25 protein-coding genes are annotated in these 22,880 nt (G+C 65.6%); 18 read left to right on the forward strand and 7 right to left on the reverse strand.

Going from position 1 to position 22,880, the window contains the following annotated elements; all coding sequences use genetic code 11:
• The first annotated feature begins 92 nt into the window (after positions 1-92).
• Both MUK72_RS09455 and MUK72_RS09460 read left to right on the forward strand, forming a co-directional pair.
• Positions 93-899 (forward strand): GHMP family kinase ATP-binding protein, encoded by an 807-nt coding sequence (locus tag MUK72_RS09455; RefSeq protein WP_244699433.1) that lies wholly within the window; start codon positions 93-95, stop codon positions 897-899.
• Between the two features lie 135 nt (positions 900-1,034).
• Positions 1,035-1,514, forward strand: coding sequence for an FKBP-type peptidyl-prolyl cis-trans isomerase (locus MUK72_RS09460; RefSeq protein ID WP_244699435.1), 480 nt, complete (start codon positions 1,035-1,037; stop codon positions 1,512-1,514).
• A 21-nt stretch (positions 1,515-1,535) separates the two neighbouring features.
• On the opposite strand, the gene MUK72_RS09465 is transcribed toward MUK72_RS09460, so the two are convergent.
• The 6 genes from MUK72_RS09465 to MUK72_RS09490 all read right to left on the reverse strand — a co-directional run bounded on the left by MUK72_RS09465 (position 1,536) and on the right by MUK72_RS09490 (position 9,146).
• Positions 1,536-3,215, reverse strand: a complete 1,680-nt coding sequence (locus tag MUK72_RS09465; protein ID WP_244699437.1) for a sulfite oxidase — start codon at positions 3,213-3,215, stop codon at positions 1,536-1,538.
• A gap of 38 nt (positions 3,216-3,253) precedes the next feature.
• Positions 3,254-3,817 (reverse strand): plastocyanin/azurin family copper-binding protein, encoded by a 564-nt coding sequence (locus tag MUK72_RS09470; protein ID WP_244699439.1) that lies wholly within the window; start codon positions 3,815-3,817, stop codon positions 3,254-3,256.
• A gap of 322 nt (positions 3,818-4,139) precedes the next feature.
• Positions 4,140-5,429, reverse strand: coding sequence for a cytosine deaminase (locus tag MUK72_RS09475; protein WP_244699441.1), 1,290 nt, complete (start codon positions 5,427-5,429; stop codon positions 4,140-4,142).
• A 149-nt stretch (positions 5,430-5,578) separates the two neighbouring features.
• Entirely contained in the window at positions 5,579-8,209 is a 2,631-nt protein-coding gene (locus tag MUK72_RS09480; RefSeq protein ID WP_244699443.1) for an efflux RND transporter permease subunit, read from the reverse strand.
• Between the two features lie 209 nt (positions 8,210-8,418).
• The gene (locus MUK72_RS09485; protein WP_004052245.1) at positions 8,419-8,694 is read right to left on the reverse strand and encodes a DUF7521 family protein; all 276 of its coding nucleotides are present in this window, start codon (positions 8,692-8,694) and stop codon (positions 8,419-8,421) included.
• Positions 8,694-9,146 (reverse strand): ArsR/SmtB family transcription factor, encoded by a 453-nt coding sequence (locus tag MUK72_RS09490; protein ID WP_244699445.1) that lies wholly within the window; start codon positions 9,144-9,146, stop codon positions 8,694-8,696. Before MUK72_RS09490 ends, MUK72_RS09485 begins: the two co-directional genes overlap by 1 nt.
• A gap of 346 nt (positions 9,147-9,492) precedes the next feature.
• Here MUK72_RS09490 and MUK72_RS09495 point away from each other — a divergent pair, with 346 nt between their 5' ends.
• From MUK72_RS09495 to MUK72_RS09515, 5 genes are all read left to right on the forward strand, one after another.
• A complete protein-coding gene (locus MUK72_RS09495) occupies positions 9,493-9,933 on the forward strand; it encodes a hypothetical protein (protein WP_342346234.1) in 441 nt (146 codons plus the stop codon).
• A 102-nt stretch (positions 9,934-10,035) separates the two neighbouring features.
• Entirely contained in the window at positions 10,036-10,377 is a 342-nt protein-coding gene (locus MUK72_RS09500; protein ID WP_244699449.1) for a phytanoyl-CoA dioxygenase family protein, read from the forward strand.
• Positions 10,378-11,724 carry an NRAMP family divalent metal transporter gene (locus tag MUK72_RS09505; protein ID WP_244699451.1) on the forward strand — a complete coding sequence of 449 codons (1,347 nt, stop codon included), beginning with the start codon at positions 10,378-10,380 and terminating at the stop codon, positions 11,722-11,724. It begins immediately after the preceding gene.
• A gap of 221 nt (positions 11,725-11,945) precedes the next feature.
• Positions 11,946-13,883, forward strand: a complete 1,938-nt coding sequence (locus MUK72_RS09510) for an OPT family oligopeptide transporter (protein WP_244699453.1) — start codon at positions 11,946-11,948, stop codon at positions 13,881-13,883.
• A 2-nt stretch (positions 13,884-13,885) separates the two neighbouring features.
• Entirely contained in the window at positions 13,886-14,239 is a 354-nt protein-coding gene (locus tag MUK72_RS09515) for a PqqD family protein (protein WP_244699460.1), read from the forward strand.
• Between the two features lie 73 nt (positions 14,240-14,312).
• On the opposite strand, the gene MUK72_RS09520 is transcribed toward MUK72_RS09515, so the two are convergent.
• Positions 14,313-15,797, reverse strand: coding sequence for a S8 family peptidase (locus MUK72_RS09520; RefSeq protein ID WP_244699462.1), 1,485 nt, complete (start codon positions 15,795-15,797; stop codon positions 14,313-14,315).
• Positions 15,798-15,974: 177 nt separating this feature from the next.
• Here MUK72_RS09520 and MUK72_RS09525 point away from each other — a divergent pair, with 177 nt between their 5' ends.
• The 11 genes from MUK72_RS09525 to MUK72_RS09575 all read left to right on the forward strand — a co-directional run bounded on the left by MUK72_RS09525 (position 15,975) and on the right by MUK72_RS09575 (position 22,880).
• On the forward strand, positions 15,975-16,160 hold the full coding sequence (locus tag MUK72_RS09525) for an HVO_2753 family zinc finger protein (protein ID WP_244699464.1): 186 nt from the start codon (positions 15,975-15,977) through the stop codon (positions 16,158-16,160).
• Positions 16,161-16,162: 2 nt separating this feature from the next.
• Positions 16,163-16,429 carry an elongation factor 1-beta gene (locus MUK72_RS09530; RefSeq protein ID WP_004052261.1) on the forward strand — a complete coding sequence of 89 codons (267 nt, stop codon included), beginning with the start codon at positions 16,163-16,165 and terminating at the stop codon, positions 16,427-16,429.
• 53 nt (positions 16,430-16,482) lie between these two features.
• A complete protein-coding gene (locus MUK72_RS09535) occupies positions 16,483-16,773 on the forward strand; it encodes a 50S ribosomal protein L21e (protein WP_004052263.1) in 291 nt (96 codons plus the stop codon).
• A complete protein-coding gene (locus tag MUK72_RS09540) occupies positions 16,770-17,126 on the forward strand; it encodes an RNA polymerase Rpb4 family protein (RefSeq protein ID WP_244699466.1) in 357 nt (118 codons plus the stop codon). Before MUK72_RS09535 ends, MUK72_RS09540 begins: the two co-directional genes overlap by 4 nt.
• A 41-nt stretch (positions 17,127-17,167) precedes the next feature.
• Entirely contained in the window at positions 17,168-17,740 is a 573-nt protein-coding gene (locus tag MUK72_RS09545) for a DUF655 domain-containing protein (protein WP_004052268.1), read from the forward strand.
• A 72-nt stretch (positions 17,741-17,812) separates the two neighbouring features.
• Positions 17,813-18,694 carry a 16S ribosomal RNA methyltransferase A gene (locus MUK72_RS09550; RefSeq protein ID WP_244699468.1) on the forward strand — a complete coding sequence of 294 codons (882 nt, stop codon included), beginning with the start codon at positions 17,813-17,815 and terminating at the stop codon, positions 18,692-18,694.
• A gap of 187 nt (positions 18,695-18,881) precedes the next feature.
• The gene (locus tag MUK72_RS09555; RefSeq protein ID WP_169316345.1) at positions 18,882-19,040 is read left to right on the forward strand and encodes an FmdB family zinc ribbon protein; all 159 of its coding nucleotides are present in this window, start codon (positions 18,882-18,884) and stop codon (positions 19,038-19,040) included.
• Positions 19,041-19,064: 24 nt separating this feature from the next.
• Entirely contained in the window at positions 19,065-20,192 is a 1,128-nt protein-coding gene (locus MUK72_RS09560) for a mechanosensitive ion channel family protein (protein ID WP_244699470.1), read from the forward strand.
• A 1-nt stretch (position 20,193) separates the two neighbouring features.
• Complete coding sequence (locus MUK72_RS09565; protein ID WP_244705310.1) at positions 20,194-20,763, forward strand: HemK2/MTQ2 family protein methyltransferase; 570 nt, start codon at positions 20,194-20,196, stop codon at positions 20,761-20,763.
• Positions 20,764-20,823: 60 nt separating this feature from the next.
• Positions 20,824-21,828, forward strand: a complete 1,005-nt coding sequence (locus MUK72_RS09570; protein ID WP_244699472.1) for a 5-methyltetrahydropteroyltriglutamate--homocysteine methyltransferase — start codon at positions 20,824-20,826, stop codon at positions 21,826-21,828.
• Positions 21,825-22,880, forward strand: coding sequence for a methionine synthase (locus MUK72_RS09575; protein WP_244699474.1), 1,056 nt, complete (start codon positions 21,825-21,827; stop codon positions 22,878-22,880). Before MUK72_RS09570 ends, MUK72_RS09575 begins: the two co-directional genes overlap by 4 nt.

Consider the following 22,880-nt stretch of genomic DNA (forward strand, 5'->3'; position numbering starts at 1 on the left):
CGGAGGAAGAGGGACTGACCAACCATCGCGAAACGCTCCACAGCCCGAAATCCCACCAAGGCCTTGTATACGGTCGTCACCTGCAGACGACAATGGTGACGACAGAATCGCCAGCCGTAACCGCAGCCGCCCCCGGCAGCGTGACGCCGATCTTCGTCCCACCGCGCTCCTCACAGGACGGGTCGTTCGGCGTGAGTTTCGCCATCGAGGACGGCGTCGAAGCGACGGTCGAACCCAGCGACGAGATATCGATCAGCCTCGACGGGGAGCCGACCGCCGTCGAACCCGTCGAGAACGTCCTCCACCGGCTGTCGGTCGCGGCGGCGGTGTCGCTGACGGCGTCGATTCCGGTCGGCTACGGGTTCGGAGCCAGCGGTGCCGCGACCCTCGCCACTGCGCTGGCTGCCAACGAGGCGTTCGATCTCGGGCGGGATCGCGAACAGCTCCTCAACGCGGCCCACCACGCGGAGATCGACGCCGGAACCGGTCTCGGCGACGTCTTCATCCAGGATCGTGGCGGCCTCGTCTGGAACACCGGCGACGGCATCCAGCGCTCGGAGTCGTCGGCCGAACTCGCGTACACTGCGCTCGATGGGATCGCCACCAGTGCCGTCCTCGACGACGAACGGACCGTCGAGCGGGTTCGCGAGTACGGCCAGGAGGCTCTCTCACACATTACTCCCGGCCAATCGCTGCGAGAGCTGCTCGAACTGTCGTGGACGTTCGTCAAACGAACCGGTCTCGCAACCGATCGCGTCATCGACGAAGTACGACGCGTCGAACGGGATGGCGGTGTCGCGAGCATGGCGATGCTCGGTGAGACCGTCATCGCCACCGGGACGCGAAACGTCCTCGAACGAACGACTCACATCACGAACGAGGGTGCACGCATCTGCTGAGCTACGAGCGAATGAATGGGTGATCCTGAGCAACACTCACCAGCGGATGGCCACGGAGTAGGACGTATTCGTCGGTGGCGTCGATCGCGATCCGACGAGCAGAACGATCAATACGGTCCGTCGACACCGGCATGCATGGTGAACAACGGGCGGATCGCGGTCGTCCATTTCGTCGGACGGATCGCAGACGGTGCGGAGGCGGGTACGGTCTTCGACACCTCCGACGTCGATGTAGCGCTGTCGGAGGAGATCTACCACGGCCACCGCGACTACAAACCCCTCGAATTCCGGGTTGGAGCGGGCGAGGTCGTCGCCGGTATCGACGAGGCAGTAGAAACGATGGAGACCGGCGAGACGAAGACCGTCCGTGTCGATCCCGAGCGAGCCTACGGAACGTATGATGCTGAGCACGTCGTTGAGGTTCCGCGGGACGAACTCGAAACTCGAAACGACGTCGCTGCCGAGGAGGGTGAACTGGTGCAGAGCGATACCGACGAGACCGGCTGGATAACCGACGTGACCGACGAACGAGTCGTCATCGACTTCAATCACGAACTCGCGGGCCAACCGGTCGAGTTCGAACTCCGCGTGATCGACATCCACGATCCGGAATAACGACCGATCGCGCCCTGTCGATCAGCTCCCGCCGTCGGTGGTGCTGTTGCCCGACGTGGTGGACGTGTTTCCACCGGCTGTGGTATCGCCGGATGGGTTTCCGATCGTGGTTTCCCCGCCGGTGTCGTTTCCAGTCGTCGCGTTCCCACTCGTCGCGTTGCCGCCAGTCGCGTTTCCGCTGCTGGCGTTGCCACCGGTTGTGTTCCCGTCACCGCCGCTCGTGACGGTCACGTCGACCGATTCGGGCATGTAGGCGTTGCTGCCGTAGCCGTCCTTGTTCCACGGGTACTTGTCGTCGGTGATGCCCCGGAGGTTTTCGTCCGGTTTGGAGATCGTCGCCGGCTGGGTGCGTCCCTCCCCGTCGGTCGCCCGTGAGGCGAGCGTGTAGTCGCCGGGGTCGGCATCCCAGCGGTAGCGATACTGTCGCCACGCCGCCGGGCCGGGGCTCGGGCCGAAGAACTCCGCGTCGTTCCACGTCTCGCCGCCATCGGTCGAGATCTCGACACCATCGACCTCGTCGTCGCCGGCCCACGCGACCCCGACCACCTCGACGGTGCCGTCGATACCGGGGCTCACCGTCGCGTCCTGTCCGGGATAGCCGATGAGCGATTTCACCAACTGATCGTACATGTACGCGTTACGGATCTCATCGGTGTTCTGCATCTGCTCGTGGACGTCGAAGGTGTCGATGGACTCGTAGCGTTTCGGCTCCTCGTCTTGAACCGGAATGATCCGGTAGGAGCTCTGTTGCCAGTGGGTGTAGGTGCGGTCCTGCTCGCCGTTCCACTGGGGCCCGTAGAGCATCTTCTCCATGACGTGCATCCGGCCGAGCCACTTGACGTTGTTACAGCCGTACCAGCCGGGGACGATCAGGCGGACCGGAAAGCCGTGTTCGGCGGTCAGCGCGGATCCGTTTCGCTCGTAGGCCAGCATGCAGTCGTCCGTCGCCTTCTGCATCGGAATCGACCGCGCGAAGACGTCCTCGCCCTCGGGGGCGTCCTCGCCCATCACCGAGAGCCACATCTCGTCGCTCGTGTCGGCCCCGTACGCTTCGAGCACCGCACTGAGCGGCGTCCCGGTGTAGCGAGCGGTGTCGGTCGCCCCGAACGACCACGGGTTGCCAGCGACCTGCGGCTCGAAATACGACCGTCCGTTGCCCGAACACTGCATCGTGTGGACGACCGACGCCGTGGGGTAGTCCCGTTTCAGCTCCTCCATCGAGATCTCGGCCTCGCCGTCGGACAGTCCCGTGAACGAGATCGTGTGCTCGGCCTCGTCGATCTTCGGGGAGTTGTAGTGACTCCGGATATACTCCGAGTCGACGCCCGTGAGGAAGCTCGTGTACGTCGACAGATCGTCGGCCTGTCCGTTCGGCGGTTCGGGCGAGAGGATCTCGAGACCCGGATATTTCTGCTTCAGCTGTTGTTTCGTGTAGCTGTAGCTGTCGCCCGTCGCTCCGCCCTCGGTGGTCGCCTCGGCCGTTTGCTCCGTTCCTCCACCGGCAGTCGCCGTCTCGGCAACGGTCGTCCCGGCTGCGCCGGTCGTTTCGTTGCCGCCGGACTGGTCTCCGCCACCGCAGCCGGCCAACACCCCTGCACCGGCGGTCACTCCCGCCGCCGCGAGATAGCGCCGTCTGCTCAGGTAGCGGTCACTCTGCGATCGGTCCGTCGCTGGTTCGTCTTCTGTTTTGTTTTCTGTCATGATATGTTCGTCCGCTGTCGGCACAGAGCCGTCATCCGTTACTCGGAGACCGTGACCGTCCCGATCATTCCCGAACTAGTGTGTGGGATGCACACATATGTATATTCACCGGCTGTTTCGAAGGTGTGCTCGTAGGTTTCGCCCTCCGAAACGACGGCGAAGCTGTCGCCGTTATCGTAGGACGCGAACGACTCCGCACCGTCCGGGATACTGACCTTGTCGTCGTCCTGTGGTCTCGCGCTGACGTTGTGGCCGGCGCTCTCGAACTCCCACGTCACCGTGTCGCCGACCGAAACCTCGATCTGTTCCGGTTCGAAGACGAGACTTCCGTCGGGACCGGCCGCGACCGTCTTCCCGCCGCTACCGCCTCCACCGGCTGTCGCTGCCCCGTCCGTCGACGTGTCGTCCGAAGCGGTTCCGTTGTCGGCACCGCTCCCACCGGTCGTTCCGTCACCACTACCATCGCTCCCACCGCCCGTTTCGTCACTGTCGTTACTGCCACTACTGGAACTGGTGCCGCTGCTACTACAGCCTGCACTGGTTGCAGTGATGGCTACTGCTCCGATGCCCGCAATGAACCGTCGTCGACTCGTGCGTTCCATCAGTTCGTATCACCAGTAGGGTCGATAAAAGGGGTTGTTTGGCGTGCGCTAACTCTACCGGACCTGTGGCGGCCGATGCAATGTGCTCGATAGCGCGATGGGACGAAACCGCGAACGCACGGCTAGTCATGGCTGCGATCAGCCTCCCGCCATCGTTCGGCTGGTACGACGGTGTTGCCTCGTCCACCGATCGTCGTCCAGGTGTGTATCGATACTGTTAAACAAAGCGATTCGATGAGTGGACATCAGGAATCCGCCGCAGCGAGCGGCTGTATCACTAATTCACGATCCGCCCTGTCCGATACGGTACCCGATCGATGGGTCAGTCGCTGCGATGAAAGTCGATGGATCGAGAGCCACTCCGCCGTTCGACGACCGTCTCCCGTGGTTCCGTGCGCGCGATCGGCCGGCCATCCCTGAGAACGAGTGCGCGCGGGGCCCGCGTCCGAAGCGTGTTGAACGCGTCCGGACTGTGGTAGAGCACGAGCGAGCCCCTGTTGCCCTCTTCGAGGCCGTACTGCTCAGCGCCGAACACGTCGGCGTTCGCGTCGGTCAGCATCTCCCAGATCGTCTGCACGTCCTCGCGGCCGTTCATGTGCGCGTAGTGGACCAGGAGATGGGCGGAGTCGAGTGGGTCTGCCGTCCCGTAGTGATACCAGGGGTCCATCACCGAGTCGTGGCCGATGCCGACCGTCACGCCCGACTCGTGGAGTTCGTCGATCCGCGTGTGCCCGCGCCGGCGTGGGTAGTCGTCGTAGCGCCCCTGGAGGACGCTGTTGTCCGGCGGGTTCGTGATGACGCTCACGCCGCTTTTGGCCAGCAACGAGATCAGCTTGTCCGCGTAGGCGTCCGGATACGAGTGCATCGCCGTCGTGTGACTCGCCGTGGTTCGCTCGCCGATGTCATGCCGGTGGGCCTCGCTCGCGAGCACTTCGGTCATTCGGGAGGTGGGATCGTCCGTCTCGTCGATGTGGAGATCGAGCTGGATGTCGTGCTTCCGGGCGATCTCGACGGCGGTTTCCACCTCCTTCACCCCTTCTTCGCGCGTGTGCTCGTTATGGGGGATGCCGCCGACGAGGTCGGGACCCATGCTGGCGGCCTCACGGAGGAGGTCCTCGTTTTCTTCCTCCGTAAAGACGCCCTCCTGCGGGAATGCGACGACTTGGAGGTCGATGATGTCGCTGACCTCATCGCGCAGTTCGAGCAACGCCTTGAACCCGGTGAGCGTCTCCTCGGTGACGTCGGCGTGGGTTCTGACCCGCGTCACGCCGTTCGCCGCGAGCCACTCGATGACCTGCTCGGCTCGCTCCTTGACGCCCGCGGTGGTGAGTCCCTGCTTACGCTCGCCCCAGAGCTCGATCCCCGCCGCGAGCGTGCCGACGTCGTTCCAACAGGGTTCGCCGGCCGTGAGCGCCGCGTCGAGGTGGATATGTGGCTCGATCAGCGGCGGTGTGACGAGCTTTCCGGCGGCGTCGTAGTGCTGATCGCTGTCGAACGCCGACGGATCGCCCTCGCCGGCCGGGATGATCCGGTCGATCGTCCCGTCCCGGATCTCGATGTCCACCTCCTCGTCGGTGCGAGTCGTCGCACTCGTCACGATGAACGACGCCATGTCCTCCGTACAGCGCCGACGGCGAAAAGTGCGTTGTTGGCGAACGACGGCGAACGATCGTTCGACACTAGCGGTCAGAAAACCGATAGAACACCACGAACAGCCAGTTTTGTACCGTTGTGGAGCGGGTTCGACCAGTTACGACTGCACTAAGACACTTGTGCGAGCAGTCGCTCCCGGAGCACGAGCAGACACGGCAACACCGTCATGCACGCGATGAACGCATAGACGATGCTCAACCCCGTCACGATGCCGAAGCGCTGGAGCGGCGGCGACAGCGCCAGCGCGAGCACCCCGAAGCCGGCCGCGGTCGTCACCGCGCTCCCGAGCAACGCGCCGCCGGTGCCCGTGAGCGTGGCCGACAGCGTGTCGGCGAGCGAGTCGTGGCGCGCACGCTCGTCGACGAACCGCTCGCTGACGTGGATGCTGTAGTCCACGCCGAGACCGATCGCGAGACTCGTGATGACGACCGTCTCGCTGTTGAACGGGATTTCGAGGGCGGCCATCGTCCCGAGCAGCCACGCGAGCGCGATCAGGACGGGCACGAGTGCGATCACTCCCAATCCCGGCGTTCGGCTTCGCCACCAGTACAGCCCGGCCAGCAGCCCGAGAATGACCACGAGCGTGATGGCGAACCCTTCGACGAGCGTCTCGAACAGCGCGCTCTGGACGACAGCGGTGATGACCGGCCCGCCAGTTGCGGTGGCCGTCACCGGCGCATCCTCTTCGATCGTCGATGCAACGTCCCGCACGTCGCCCGCGACCGCCTGAGAGGAGGCGTTGCCCTGGACGCCGACGGTCAGTCTGGCGGACTGGTACGAGCCGTTGTCGGCCCGGTAGAATACCGACGACGCCTGCTCCGGCGCGGCATCGAACAGGAGATCGTAAACCGCCGCCGTATCCCGGTCCGGGAGGCCGTCGCCATCCATATCTCGCGTTGCGATCGCGTCGGCGACCGTCTCGTTCTGTGCGGCGACGCTCCGGAGAACGGATGCTGGGCCCTCGATGGCGGCCCGACCGTCGGCACCGACCACGATCGTTCCGTTTTGGGCGGTGTTTTCGGCCGTCTGGTCGGTGGCGGTCAACAGCGCCGGCGCGGTCACGTTCCCCTCTAGCAGTATCTGTCCGTCCGAATCCTGACCGCGCTGGCGGAAGTTCTCGCTCAGATAGTCGAGGTTCTCGCTCACGTCGTAGTCACCGGGCGCGAACGGGCCCGGCAGCGAATCCATCCACGCCGGTGCGTCCTGGGGCAGGAAGTCGGCCTGATTGAACTCCGTGTCGATGCCGGTCGCGCCATAGGCACCGCCGGCGGCGAGCACCACCGCGAGAACGATGACGACGATCGGTGCGCGCCGGGCAAGCGTGGCGGTGCCCGAGAGTAGCCGGCGCAACCACCCCGAGCCGACGCCGACGGCGTCGTTCCGTCGATCCCGGTCGCGACGATCGAAGAACCGTTCGAGTTCGAGTTTGAGCGCCGGGACGAGTGCGGCGAAGACGACGAAGATGGCGACGATCCCGACACCGCTCAAGATCGCGAAATCCTGGATCGAGCCCAGTGGACTGATGTAGTTCGAGAGGAAGCCGACGGCCGTCGAGAACGCGGCGGTCGCCAGCGCGAGCACGACACCGGCGATCCCGACGCGCATCGCGGCCGTGGGATCGCGCCGCTCGACGGACTCGTCGTCGGTATCGAGAGTGCCAGTTCTGGCCTCGCGATAGCGCATGACGACGTGGAGCGAGTAGTCGATGCTCAGTCCGATCAGCAGGAAGGGCACGGCGATCAGCGTCGAGTTCGACGGAATGCCGAGCCAGCCCTGGATGCCGGCGTACCAGACCAACACGACGGCGACGCCGAAGACGCTCACGAGCACGTCCATCAGGTCGCGGTAGGCGATCGCGAGCACCACGAGCAGGAGGACGACCGCGATCGGCGTGATGATCGTGAACGTATCGCCGATCGCCTGAGAGGACTCCTCGTCGATGATGCCCTGTCCGAAGACGAACGCGTCCGCGAAGCGCTTCTCGACCAGCGCATCGATCGTCACCTGCGCATCGTTGACCTCCGCTTCGGTCACTGGCGAATCGCTCGGGGCCTGCTGGAAGACGAGGGTGGTCCGCGCGTCGGCCCGTGTCGTGCCCGGTTCGTACGCCGTCGGCAGGAACTCGGCCGGATCGTCGCCCGGAACGGACGCGTCCGGATCGAGGATGCGGCTGAGATACGTCTCGACCTGTGCGTCGGATCTGGATTCGAGGGCGGCGATCTGCTGATCGAGCGTCGGCTCCGACGATCGCTCCGCAGCCGGGCTCGCCGTGGCATTTGTCGCCGTCCCGTTGGATGCGGTCCCGTTGGAGTCGTCACCACCCGCGGCATCGGCACGTTCGCTCTGCTGGTGGGCGTAGGCGACGTTCGCCACGATGTTCTCGATGCCGATCGCTCCCGTTTCCGTGCGTAGCGTCGCATTGATCGATTCGTTGTCGCGGAACTGCTTCTGCAATCGGAGACTCTTCAAAAGCGACTCGCGGGTGAGGACGTTACCCCCGTCGTCCCTGACGACGACCTGCGAGACCACCGCGTCGTCGGTCCCGTAGGTCGCGTCGATACGGTCGAGCGCCGCCTGCTCCGGCGAGTCGATGCCGGTCTGGCCGATCTGCTCCTCGCCAGTGGTGCCGACGACCGCCCCAGCGCCGACGATCGCGGAGACGACGAGCAGCAGGGCGATTATCAGCCGGCTCCGCGAGACGAGGAACTCCGCGTAGCGGGATGGAATATCCCGTTTCATCGGTTCTCGTCCCTCTCAGCTCTGGAAGCGACCGCACGATCTGTTCCCCGATCCGTCGTTGCGTATCCGTTCATGCCCATCCTCCGAGAGGAACAGATAAGGAGCGATGGGAGGTTCCCAGAACGTGGGAGAGCCGTTCCAATCGGGCAGACACGACACTCACGGACCGTGACGAGAAGAGAAGGAAGGGGGGGGGGGGGGGAGGCTAGCTACGTCCGATAGAGTCCGACGATCATGACGGCGAACCCGGCGCAGATGATCACGCTTTCGAGAAGCATGCCGAGCGTGATCGACGCGCCGCCGAGATGGTGGAACGCACCCACGAGAACGGTTCCGAAGGTGATGACCGCCAGCCCCAGCGCGAAATACTGGAGTCCGGCGATTCGCGTCCGATCATAGGCTCTGTAGGCCATCAGAGAGACGACGCCACCGAGAACGAGTGCGGCGAGTTTGACGACGAGCAACGACGCGACGAGAAGGTCCATCACGACTCCTCCTTCATCGCCGACCAGAACGTGGCCAGTCGATCCTCGGCGTCGGTTTCCGGACGCGTCACCGACATGGTGAACCCACCGTCATCGTCGACACCGATGGTGATTTCGGAGAAATCCCGCTCGTAGAGCGTGACATTCGGCCCGTCGCGGCGCACCTCCGTGTACTCCCTGACGAGGCCCGATTCCCGGAGCAGTTCGAGCTTGCGATACACCGTCGAACTCGACAGTTCGCACTCGTCGCGGAGCTCGCTCGCGGATTTCGGGCTGTCCAACAGCGACAGGATCGCTCGGCAGTGATCGTCGTCAAGCGATCGCAACACCGTCGGGAGCGAGGGGCCATCGGGGTCGTCGGCCGTCCAGCGAGCCATTCCTGTGGAGCCGTCCGTGGTGTCCGTGTTCGACGGGATCAGTGATAACCGGTTCGACCCGACGTGGTCACTCATGTCGAGGACTCCCCCACGATTTCGCTCCGTGCGTCGGCGTCGATCATCGCTGCTATCACTCGTTCTTTCGGTGGCTGAGGTATAGTGGTCTCGGTCGTTCCCAGATCGCCGGAATAGCACACTCCGGTCGTCGATCGGGTCGCTGGCCACCTGCCCGTGGCACTCCCACGATCTGGGACGCCTCCGATGGCGTTTATATCCCACCCCCGAACGGTTCGACGATGACGAACGGAGCAACCGAACGAATCCACTTGAGGGATGCCAGATGGATGACCGAAACTCGACTGGTACGCCGCGGAGCGGAAGCCACGTCGGCGAGCGAGCGGTCGGACACGAGAGGTCGCGGATGACGAGCGTACTTGACGTGGCGATGACCATCCATACGGTCTTCGCCGCACTGTGGACAGGTGGCACGCTCGTGGTCGCGGGTGCTGTCATCCCGGCCGCACGCAGCGAGCTGCTGAACACGGATGGATTGGCGCTCGTGGCACGACGGTTTCGCTATCTCACGGCTGCGTCGGTGCTGCTGCTGTTGTTCAGCGGTGGCCATCTCGCGGGAACGCTCTACACCGCCGAAACGCTCCAGACGACGGGCCGCGGAAACCTCGTGCTGGCGATGGTCGGCCTCTGGCTCGTCCTCGCGATCGTGCTGTTCTTCGGATTCCGTCGCCTGTCCGGCAGTCGATCGAACCGGTCGGCGGCAGCCGCGGCAACGAACGCACGACCGTGGTTTCTCGGGGCGAGTGTCGTCTCGATAGCGCTGCTCGTCGTCGCCGGGCTGCTGTGAACTGATTCGAAACTCGTCGTACCGAATATTTCCGGATAGTCGGGAAACGAGATCGAGTCCCGATGCGCAAGCGCTAACTACCGATGAGTACCACCGATCGATATGTCGATCACCGACGAGCAGTTCGAGCGGTATCAACGGGACGGCTATCTCGTCGTCGAGGACGTTCTCACCCCCGACGAGGTCGAGTACGACACCGATATCGCGCTCGCGGGGAACGACTACGACGAGAGCGACACCGTCTCGCTCCCGATGGACCCCGGCGACGTACTGTTTCAGCACTGCCTGCTCCCTCACTACACCGCGCCGAACGAGACCGACCGGTGGCGGCGGGCCATGATCGTCGCGTACATGCGCTCGCGGTCCCGGTTCACCACGGACGATCGGCCGGAGTGGGTCGAGAGCCACCCGATCGCCGGCGACGAGTTCCCGGGGTGTGTCTGAATGAGCGTCGCGGAGCGGTTTCGAGCGTTCACCGGCAGCATCGGGCCGACGTGGCTCGCAGGGGCCATCGCGGCCGGCCCGGCGACGATGGCCAGCCTCATCACCGGCGGTGCGAGCTTCGGCTACGCTCTGCTCTGGGTCGCCCTGCTCTCGGCAATCCTGGGCGCGCTCTCGCAGTATCTCGCCATGCGGCTCGGCCTCCTCACCGAGGCGGGCATCGTCGCGGTCGTTGAGGAGCATCTCGGAAACACCTGGGCGTGGCTACTCGTCGTCGACGCGGTGTTGGCTGCGGGGCTGGCACAGCTCACGATCATGAAGACGGTCGCCGGTGTCTCGGCAACGATCACGGGCATCGACGCGCGCATCTGGGCGGTCATCTGGGCGCTCGTACTCGCAGCCGGGCTCGCGGGCGGTGGCTATCGCCTCGCCGAGACGGGCGCGAAACTGCTCGTCTCGCTGGTCGTCCTCGCCTTCCTCGCCTCGCTGTTCGTCGTCCCGATCGACTTCTCGGCGGCGGCCGGCGGGCTCGTCCCGCGGATCCCCGCCGGCGTGGACGGCGCGCTCGTCGCCGCCGGCATCCTCGGTGGTGCGGTCCACGTCACGCTCGTGACGATGCAGTCGTACACGATGAATGCGCACGGCTGGAGCCGTGACGACATCGATCTCGCCCGGTTCGACGTCGGTCTCTCGATGCTCGGCGCGTTCGGGATCTACAGCCTCGCCATCTTCCTCGTGGCCGCATCGGTGCTCCACGGGCCGGGTGTCTCGGGAGCCGAGCTGACCGCGACGGCGGCCGCGCAGGCGCTCGGCCCGCTCGTCGGCGATGCCGCGAGCTGGCTGTTCCTGGTCGGGCTCTGGGGCGCGGCCGTCTCGACGCTCGGCGCGAACACGGTCGTTCCGCCCTATCTCCTCGCCGACAAACTCGGCTGGGAGCGCGACGTCTCCGACAACCGCTACCGGGCGGCCATCATCGCCGTCGCGCTGGCGGGCATCGCCGGTGTCTTCATCGGCGGTGAGGCGTTCCCGCTGCTCGTGCTGACGCTCGCATTCGGGCTCGTCGGCACGCCGTTCGCGCTTGCGGTCGTCCTCTACTTACTCAACGATCACCAAGCGGTGCCGGAGACCAACTCCACGCTCGTCAACGTCGGCGGACTCGCACTCATCGGCGTCACCGCCGTCACGGCCGGCTCGTTCCTGCAGGAACAGGTCGCGAGCGGGCTGACGCCGGCCACGCTGTTCGTGCTTGCGTTCGCCGCCGTGCTCGCGATCGCGACGCTGCTGTTGCTTGCACTGTTCGTTCGTGATCGGTTCGACGGCACCGACACGGCCGCCGAGTCGATGGGGTAGATCGCGTTTTCGCGGCTCTTCTTTGCTCCCCGGTGAGATAGCCTGCTTTTCCGAAACGATCGGGAGCTGCGTGCGATGGTTTCTCTCACATATTTCGCGATTCGTGACGAATATCACGACTGAGTTGACGTTTGTTGTCTTGAGACACGATAGACAGCCGGTTAGCGAACTCAGTGCGCAATTCTTTCCGTACCTGGGCAAATACTGCGAGGTAGTTTCACATGGAATCGGAGAACGAACCGCCATCGACCGGCGGTGTCGACCCGTACGTTGCGGCCGACTCCAGCATGACCGAACTCTCCGTGAAGGCGGTCCTGCTCGGGCTCGTGCTCAACGTCGTTCTGATGGCGGCGAACGCCTATCTCGGGCTGCGTGCCGGACTGACGATCAGCGCCTCCATCCCGGCGGCGGTCATCAGTATGGGACTGTTCTACGGCCTCTCGCGCATCGGCATCCAGGGGACGATCCTGGAGAACAACATCGTCCAGACGATGACGTCGGCCGGCTCGTCGCTGACCGCCGGCGTGATCTTCTCGCTCGCCGGCGTCGCCTTCCTCGGCGAGTCGATCGATATCGTCACCACCGCGGCGGTCTCGCTGCTCGGCGGGATCCTCGGCGTGCTGTTCATGATCCCGATGCGACGCTATCTCATCGTCGAACAGCACCAGGAGCTCCCCTATCCCGAGGGGACCGCCTGTGCGGACGTGCTCCAGGCGGGCGAACACGGCGGGCGCGGTGTCCGGTTCGTCTCGATCGGGTTCATCGTGGGCGCGATCTACACGGCGCTCGCGAACATCTGGGGCGTGATCCAGACGACGATCCAGGGGGCGTTCTCGGTGACGAACACCCGCGGGTTCGCGCTCGGCGGGGATTTCACGCCCGCACTCGTCGGTGTCGGCTACATCATCGGGCCGCGCATCGCGGCGTACATCCTCGGCGGCGGGCTGGTCTCGTGGATGATGCTGATCCCGCTGCTCGTCACCGGCGGGATGGTGCCGCCCGACGCCGCCGGCGGGACGCTGTTCGAGCAGGCGAACGCGGTCTGGAGCAGCTACGTCCGCTACGTCGGCGCTGGCGCGATGATCGTCGGCGGGCTGTACGCGATCGCCTCGATGCGCTCGACGATCCTGGACGCGATCCGGCTCGCGGGCGCGGAGTTCAGCGAGGGACTCAACGGGAACACGGACCGCAAACGCACCGCTCGCGACCTCCCGATGGCGATCGTCGTCGTCGGCGCGGCCGTCGTCGCGATCTTGCTCGTCGTCATACCCCAGGTCCGCGTCGGACCGTTGGGCGCGCTCATCGCGGTGCTCGCGGCGTTCCTGTTCGTCGCGGTCTCCTCCTATCTCGTCGGCGTCGTCGGGAGTTCGTCGAACCCCGTCTCGGGGATGACCGTCGCGACGATCCTGATCGCCGCGGTCGTACTCCGCTCGACCGGCGTTTCGGACCCGGTCATCGTGCTCGTCACGGGCTCGGTCGTCGCGATCGCGGCCGCGGTCGCCGGCGACACCTCACAGGACCTCAAGACTGGCTATCTGCTCGGCGCGACGCCACGGAAACAGCAGATCGCTCAACTCATCGGGATCGGGCTGTCGGCGCTGTTCGCCGGCGGGATCATCGTCTTCTTCAATCAGGCCTACGGGCTCGGGAGCCAGACGCTCCCCGCACCCCAGGCCGGGCTCATGGCGCTGATCGCCGAGAGCGTCCTCAACGGGACCGCGAACTGGGGGATGGTGTTGATCGGCGCGACGTTCGCAATCGTCCTCATCATGATGGACGTGCCGGTGCTGCCGTTCGCGGTCGGGATGTATCTCCCGATCAGTCTGGCGACGCCGATCTTCCTCGGTGGCGTGCTGAAGGCGATCGTCACCCGCTACGTCGAGCGAACGAGTGACGAGGAGGCGACCGAACGCGCCACTCTCAACGGTCGTATCGTGGCCGCGGGCCTGATCGCCGGCGAGGCGATCATGGGGATCGTCGTCGGCACGATCCGGATTCTCGGCGTCGGGTCCGGCGGCGAGATCCCCTTCCCCGTCGGCATCGGCGACCAGCTCTCGCTGTGGCTCGGCGTCGCCGCCGTCGGCGGGCTGCTCGCGTTCATCGCCGCGAGCACGATCCGGGGCGCAAGGGAGACCGAAAACGTCGAGGAGCTGTACTGAGCATGTCCGAAACCGAGTTGCGGGTGCGATATCCGATCCGAACGACCGAGGACTGGGAGTGCGAACGTGTCGATGGCGACCCGAGCGTGACGATCCAACGCCCGCGTCAGCCACGGAACCGCGTCGACGAGTTCCTTTTCGATCTGCTCGATACGCCGACCGAGCGCGAACTCGAACTCGACGCGGTCGGCAGCATCGTCTGGCGTCACTGCGACGGCGAGACGACGACGGCCGCGATCGCCGACGAACTCGCCACGACGGTGCCCAACGAACGGATCGAACCCGTCGACGAGACGCTCTCGTATTTCCTCGCACAGCTCTCGGAACTCGATCTGATCCGCTATTCGTCCGACTGATCGGATCGTTTCGAACGGCTCGAAAATCCCCGATTACGGAGTGATGCAAAGAGGAACGGTGAGGTAGGTATCGTCAGTCGTCTCCGTCCTCGTCGTCCCCGTCATCGTCGTCTCCGTCGTCATCGTCGTCTTCGTCCTCCCCGCCGGCGGCATCGACGAGCGCGGTGAGATCGAGATGGCCGTCGCCGCGGTAGTCGGGCTCGCCGATGTCGCGCGCGGTGTCGCGGAGCAGGTCCTCGACCGCCGCGACGCTCATTTCAGGACGCAGTGATCGCACGAGCGCGACCGCGCCCGTCACCTGTGGGGCGGCCATCGAGGTGCCGGCCTTGAAACCGTAGTCGGGTGAGACCTCGCCGTTCTCCTCGCTATAGACCGTCGAGAGCACGAGATCGTAGAACCACTTCGGGGAATCCGCGTCGCCGTCGTTGGCCTCGTCCTGGGCGTCGGGATCGAAGTTCCCGCCGGCGGCGCTCACGTCGACGACGCTCCCGCCATACGTAGTGTACTTCGCCGGCTGTGTCGTCGGTTTGCGGAGGTTTTCGGATTCGAGCGCCTCCTCGGCCTCGATCTCGTCGTCGAACCCGTCGTCCCAGATGTAGCCGATCGGGCCCGTCGCCGCAACCGAGAACACGCCGTCGGCCTCCGTCGGTACGCCGATCGTCCCCTTCGGATCGAGATCGACGGCGGAGTTCCCCGCCGAGTTGACGACGACCGTCCCCTGCTCGTTCGCGTAGCTGGCAGCGCGGCCGTACAGTTTCTGGATCGCGACGAGTTCCGGACTCCTGTTCCCATCCGTCGCTGGAATGCCGAGACTCAGGTTCGCGGCGTCACAGTCAGTCTCGGCGGCGTAGACGATCGCCGCCAGGATGTCGCCGGTCGCCGCGCCCTCCTCACCCGCGGCGAACACGCGGAGCGCGAGCAGATCGGTTTTCGGCGCGGTGCCGAGGATCCCGCCGCGCTCGCCATCGTAGTCGTTCGTCCCGGCGGTGATGCCGGCGACGTGGGTGCCGTGATCGCTCGCGCCGCTGGCGAAGAACCCGCCGCCGTCGCCGGTGAAGTTCCGCGAGAGCTCCTCGTTCACCACCTCGTCGAGGTCGGGATGGTCGGCGTAGACGCCGGTATCGATGACGGCGACCCGACTTCCCGCACCACGGGTCGTCTCGTGAACCTCCTCCGCGAGTTCCTGGGCGTGTTTGTCCCACTGGAGCGTGCGGCGGTCGGGAACCCCCGGCGTCTCCGCGTCGTCATCGTCGCGCTCGACGGCCGGCCCGTCGTCACCGTCCCATTCGTCGTCGTGCGGGGCGATCTCCACGTCGGGCGCGGTGGCGGCCGGACCGCCGACCTCGTCGGGATCGCCGGCGGCGACGAGGACGTCGATGTCGGCGAGATCGTGGATGATCTCCGTGTCCGCGGACACCGCCGAGCGATCGACTTCGCGGAGATCGATCAGGAAGCGCTTCTTTCCGCTCGCGGCCGAGACGGCTGTCGTCCCGAACGCGAGTCCGGCACCCGCCATCCCGGTCAACTGAAGGAATTTCCGACGGCTATGGTCTACCATACCATCACATACACCCACACCGATCGTATAAAAAATTAGTTGCAGCAGTGCTACACGAACTGCATCTCACCGGGGTTCGCTCTACCTGGCAACCATCGGGGCGAACCACGATCGGCACGGTCGCGTACGGCGATCGGCTTTCGACAAGACTTAACCCGCGGGTACACAGGTTGCGGTATGAGCGAGAGCGACTCCGCATCGACGCAGTCGCGGACCTGCGTCTCCTGTGGTATCGACGTCTCCGGAACCAACGCCGCCGCCTTCGACTGTCCCGACTGCGGGACTCGCATCCACCGGTGTGCGACCTGCCGCAAGCAGAGCAACCTCTACGAGTGTCCCGACTGTGGGTTCACGGGGCCGTAACGATGGGGAAGGTCGCCGCGAAGCTCAAGGTGATGCCCGAGAGCCCCGAAGTCGACCTCGACGACCTCCAGGAGGAGCTGGAGGACTCGCTGCCCGAGGGCGCGAAGATCAACGGGTTCGAGCGCGACGACGTCGCCTTCGGATTGGTCGCGCTGCTGCCGACGGTGATCGTCCCCGACGACGCGGGCGGGACCGAAGCGGTCGAGGAGGCCTTCAGCAGCGTCGGCCGCGTCGAGAGCATCGACGTGCAGAACGTCGGCCGGATATAGTTCGCCGTCCTAGAACACACGTTTTATACGGGCCCCTCTGCAACGCAGGCCATATGCCGAACTCCAAGGGCCCACTCAAGAAAACCCGAAACAAACTCTCCAACGACCCGCGAGAGCGCGGTACCTCGCCGCCCCAGCGCGCCATCGAGGAGTTCGACGCCGGCGATCGCGTCCACCTCAGTCTCGATCCGAGCGTGCCCGATGGGCGCTTCCATCCCCGGTTCAACGGTCACACCGGCGAAGTGCTCGACGAGCAGGGGCGCGCCTACCGCGTGCGCATCACCGACGGCGAGAAGGACAAGACGATCATCGTCACCGCCGCCCATCTCCGCCGGCAGGAATGACGATCTTCAAGGAGAAACTCGACGAGGAGTATCTCACGCTCGCCGAGACGAAGGAGCTGCTCGCCGATATCGAGGCCGAGCGCGCCGCCGACGAGGAGCGCGAGATGCGCTACGAGCTCGCGCGTGCCATCGACCACGTCAACCGCTTTGCGGATCTGACCGTCGAGGAGGCCGGCGAGTTCGTCGACGAACTCGAATCCCAGGAGAAGATCGACGAGTCGACCGCGTACAAGATCGCCAACCTGAAGCCCGCCAACCGCGACGAGCTTCGCGCCGTCTTCGCCCAGGAGCGCTATTCGCTGTCGGGCGAGGAGCTCGACGCCGTTCTCGACGTGGTCGCCCGCTACGACTGAGCGGGACGAGTTTAAGTGTATCCTCGGCGTAGGCGGAAGCTATGAGCGATGTCGAAAGCGACGAGGCCGGCGAGCACCGTGCCGTCGTCCTCGATATGTTGCCGACCGGCCGTCCCGACGACGACCGGCCGCCACAGCAGAAATCGGCGCTCGCGTTCGCCCTCGGCGAGGCCGACTTCCTGCTGTCGGAGTTCACGCTCGCCGAGGACGCCGACATCGGCTTTAGCGATCGCATCCGACCCGACGACCCGGTCATCGAAGCGACACACGCCATCGAGTTCGACGCGCTGCCGAGCGCCGCCCGCTCGGAGCTCGAATACGCCATCGAGGACACCATCGACCGCGACGAGCAGCGGTTCGTCGATTTCTACAACGACGCCCAGCCGATCACCCTCCGACTGCATCAGCTCAACCTCCTGCCGGGGATCGGGAAGAAACTCAGGAACTCGATCCTCGACGAGCGCAAGCGAAAACCGTTCGAGAGCTTCGACGAACTCGAAGAGCGCGTCGCCGGGCTCCACCGACCGAAGGAGATCCTCATCGAGCGCATCCGCGAGGAGCTGCGCGACGACGATCTGAAGTACCGCATCTTCGTCGGGCGCGACGAGGAGTGAATAGGGTTTTGTCGGCCGCGTCGCTATCGCCGCCATGAACCAGCGAGCGTCGAGCGCGGCCGTGGCGGGCGGATGGCGATGAGTCACGGACGCGACGCCGACGAACGAGATCACGACCAGCAACGCGACCCCGATGCACTGCTCGCACGGGCGGGCGTGCGCGCCGATCCGGATCAGGACCAACACTTCTTGGTCGACGATCGTGTGCTCGACCGCCTGGCGTCCCACACTACCGAGCTCGACACGAGCCACGTCCTAGAGATCGGTGCCGGCACGGGTGCGCTGACCGACCGCCTGCTCGATCGGGCCAAGCGCGTGACGACCGTCGAGCGCGACAGCCGGCTCGCCGCCTTCCTCCGCGAGGAGTTTGCCGACGCGATCGCGGCAGGACGTCTGACCGTCGTCGAGGGCGACGCGCTCGCCATCGATCTGCCCGAATTCACGGCCTCGCTATCGAACCTCCCCTATGGGATTTCGAGCGAGGTTCTGTTTCGACTGCTGCCCCGCAAGCGGCCGCTCGTCGTCACCGTCCAGCGGGAGTTCGCCGAGCGGATGGTCGCGGCTCCCAACACCGAGAACTACGGCCGGCTGTCGGTGACGGCGGGCCACTACGCCGACTGCGAGATCGTCGAGACCGTGCCACCGGCGGCGTTCTCGCCGCCGCCAGCCGTCGAGAGTGCCGTCGTGCGAACCCGTCCCCGCGATCCCGACTACGGCGTTCCCGAAGAACCCTTCCTCGCGTTCGTCAGGGGCGTGTTCACCCAGCGACGCAAGACGCTGCGCAACGCGATTCGGAACACGGGCCATATCACGGGTATCGAACGACCCGAAGCGGTCGTCGAGGTCGCCGACGAGGAACTGCTGGGCAAGCGCGCGGGCGAACTCGCTCCCAAGCAGTTCGCCGCGCTGACGGAACTGGCGATCGAACATACCGACGTCGCTCCTCCGGAATGATCGCGTTCAGCGAAACGGCGCTCGACGCCGTACCGGGTGGGCGCGTCTCGCGCGTACCCGGCGGATGGGCGGGATCGGGCGGGTGGACCGAGGCGAGCCGGAGGAACGGTTCACGATTCGTGTCGGTCGAGCGAACACGGCACGTGCATGCACGAAACCGAAAGGCTCCACGAACGTCCTTGACCACATGGCGTTCATCGAGGGGCTCCGCGAGACGCTCGATACGGATACCGCCGACGCGGGGCCCGACGACGAGGAATATCGGTGCATCGACTGTTATGCCGAGTTCGACGAGCGAAAGCGGCTCTGTCCGAAGTGTGGTGGCGAGGAGTTCGAGCGCGTCTGAGGCGGCTGTCGGGTGCGATCGCCGATGCTAGTGCCCGAGTTCCTCCGCTCCATCCAGAAGATCTATCTCTCGTCGACCGGCGGGCAGCTGCTCGGCAGTCTCGGCGCGTTGGTCGTTCTGGCCGGCATCGTGGTGCTCATCAATCGGGCCGGAAAGCCGCTGAAGCGGCGGTATAGCTCGCGGCTCACCGAGGCGCTGCAGGCCGGCGTCGTGGCCGTCTGCGTCGTCGGCACCGTCTACTGGCTGATGGTCGTCTGGCGGGTCGTGCCGGCCATCGGGCTGGTGTTCGACGCGCTCTCGGTGAACCGCTGGACCGGGGCTCGACTGCTGCTCATCGCCGGCGTGATCGTCATGGCCTATCTGCTGATACGGCTGCTCAACCGCTCGATCGACCGGTTGGCCGAGGAGTACGGCGCGATCACCGACCACCAGAGCGAGGTCGCCTACCACATCGCCGACGTCGGCGTGGCCGTGGCCGCGCTGTTCGTCGTGCTCGCGATCTGGGGGATCGAACTCAGCCGGCTCTTCCTCAGTGCGGGAGCGCTCGGCGCGGTCATCGGGCTGGCCGCCCGGGAGACGATCGGCTCGGTCACGGCCGGCTTCGTGCTCCTCTTCTCGCGCCCGTTCCACGTCGGCGACTGGATCGCCGTCGGAGAGTACGAGGGGATCGTCAGAGAAGTCACGATCGTCAACACCGAGATCCGGACGTTCAACGACGAACACGTCCTGGTCCCGAACGACCAGATCACGAGCGAGCCGCTCGTCAATCTCTCCGAAAACAACCGCCTGCGGGTCGACACCGAGATCGGCATCGACTACGCGACCGATCTCGACGACGTGGTCGCGCTCACCGAGGAGACGATGGCGGAGATGGACGAACCACGATCGGTGCCCTCGCCACAGGCCGTCCTGAAGGAGTTCGACGAGTCGAGCATCGTCCTCGAAGCGCGCTTCTGGATCGACGACCCGAGCTCGCGGCGCGTCTGGGGGGCCAAGAGCGCGTTCATCCAGGCGATCAAAGGGGCGTTCGACCGTGAGGGGATCTCGATCGCCTACCCGCAGCGCGTGCTCGCCGCCCGCGATGAGGGTGGCGAGGTCGGCCCACACGCCGAGCACGGCAGCCTCAGCCCCGCGACGGACGGGGGTGAGTAGCGTGGGGCTCGACGAGCGCCGCGAGCGCGAGAAGGTCTATCAGCCGGCCGAGGATTCACACCTGCTGGCGACGGCCGCCCGCGACGAGGCCGCCCCCACCGACCGCACGCTCGACGTCGGAACCGGATCGGGCTACGTCGCGACCGCGATGGCCGAGACCGGCGCGACGGTCTACGGCGTCGACCCGAACCCACACGCCTGTCGGCAGGCCCGCGAGAGCGGTATCCGAGTGGTGCAGGGCGATCTCACCGAACCGTTCGGGGACGGGGTGTTCGATCTCGTGACGTTCAACCCGCCATATCTGCCGACCACGCCCGAGGAAGCGGTCGACGACTGGATGGAGGTGGCGCTCGCTGGCGGCGAGAGCGGGCGTGCGGTGATCGAGCCGTTTCTCGCCGGCGTCGGGCGCGTGCTCACGCCCGAGGGGCGGGTGCTCATGCTCGTGAGCAGTCTGAGTGGGTTCGACACCGTCGTCGAACTGGCGAACGAGGCCGGCTTCACGGCGACGACCGTCGACCAGGACTCGTTCCCGTTCGAGACGCTCTCGATCCTCCGTCTCGACCACGAATGATTACCTGGATGCATAATCGCGAGTAGCAAATATTAAGCGCCGTCATTCCCCATCCCACCTATGACGGAATTCGTCGCGACGACGCCCGGCGTGTTTCCGCTGCCCGACTGGGCGAAGGATCAGTTGGGGAGCCTGAAGGGCCACCAGAAGGAGGACCTCGTCGACGGGAGCGAGGGGACCGAGATCACGGACGTCTACGATGAGACGCGGGCGACCGTCGCCGACTGGCAGGCGACCGCCGGACTCGACAGAGTAGTGGAAGGACAGCTCCGCTGGGACGACATGCTCGCCCACCCGCTCTGCGTCCACGACGCCGTCGAGACGCGCGGGATCGTCCGCTACTACGACAACAACAACTTCTACCGCGAGCCGGTCGTCTCCGGCGAACTCACCTTCGACGGTGACCTCGCCGACGATCTCGACGCGCTCGGCGAGATCGATCCTGACGCCCCGACGCAGGCGGTCGTGCCCGGTCCGTACTCGCTGTCGGAACTCGCGACCGACGAGTTCTACGGCGATTCCGCGGAGTTCCTCGACGCCATCGCGAACTTCCTCGCGGGCGAGGTACGGGCGTTCTCCGACGTCGAGACCGTCTTCGTCCTCGAACCGTCGCTCGTGACGAGCCCGCCCGGCGACGGCGAGGACGAACGCGCGAGCGAGGCCATCGATCGCGTGGCCGACGCGACCGACGCCGACGTCGTGGTCCAGACCTACTGGGGCGCGCTCACCGAGAAGGTCCACGCCCACCTGCTCGACGCGGACATCGACGCCGTGGGCTACGACTTCGTCACGAACCACGAGGACAACCTCTACAACATCAACGAGTACGGGACGAAGGAGGGGATCGCACTCGGGCTGGCCGACGGCCAGAACACGCTGGTCGAAGAGCCCGAGAAAATCGCCGAGCGCGTCGCGTGGGTCGACGAGCAGACGCCCGGTGCGGAGTTCGAAACCATGTACATCACCACCAACACCGAACTGTTCTACCTGCCGGTGAGTCGCTGTATCGAGAAGCTCGAAGCGCTGGCCGCGGGCGCTGCCCGCGCCGCGGAGGTGGCCCAATGAGCCGCGAGCAGTTTCGGCCGGCCGACCACCCGAACGAGCATTTCATCCTCACCACCGTCGTGGGCAGCTATCCGAAACCGAAGTGGCTCGATCGCGTGCGCGAGCTCCACGACGATCCCGAAGGCGACTTCGACGATGGCGAGTGGGAGGAGGCGACCGACGACGCCGCCCGCATCATCACTCACGAACACGAACGCGCGGGACTCGATGCCGTCGTCGACGGCGAGATGCGACGAAACGAGATGGTCGAGTTCTTCGCCGATCGCATCGAGGGCTACGAGTTCAACGGCCCGGTCAAGGTCTGGGGTCACAACTACTTCGACAAACCCTCCGTCGTGAACGACGTCGAGTACGACGACTCCTGGCTCGTCTCCGAGTTCGAGTTCACCGATGGTGTGGCCGATCGCCCGGTGAAGGTCCCGATCACGGGCCCCTACACGCTCGCCAGCTGGAGTTTCAACGAGGCCTACGACGACGATCGCGAGCTCGCGCTCGCGCTCGCGGACCTCGTCAACGAGGAGATCCAGAAGCTGGTCGACGCTGGCGCGCGCTACATCCAGATCGACGAGCCCGCCCTCGCCACGACGCCCGACGACCACGCGATCGTCGGCGAGGCACTCGACCGCATCGTCGCTGACCTCCCCGAGGAGGTACGGATCGGCCTGCACGTCTGCTACGGCGACTACTCGCGGATCTACCCCGAGATCCTGGAGTTCCCGATCGACGAGTTCGACGTCGAGCTCGCCAACGGCGACTACGAGCAGTTGGACGTGTTCAAGGAGCCGGAGTTCGATCTCGATCTCGCGCTCGGCGTCACCGACGTCCACGTCGGCGAGGTCGAATCGGTCGCCACGATCAAGGCGAACATCCAGAAGGGCCTCGAAATCGTCCCGCCCGAGCGGCTGACGGTGAGCCCCGACTGTGGGGTGAAACTCCTCCCACGGGACGTGGCCTACGGCAAGATGGAGAACATGGTCACGGCCGCCCGCGAGGTCGAGCGCGAACTCGACGCCGGCGAGATCGAAGTCGGCGCGGCGGTCGCCGACGACTGA

Source organism: Halococcus dombrowskii, from assembly GCF_022870485.1.
GTDB lineage: Archaea > Halobacteriota > Halobacteria > Halobacteriales > Halococcaceae > Halococcus > Halococcus morrhuae.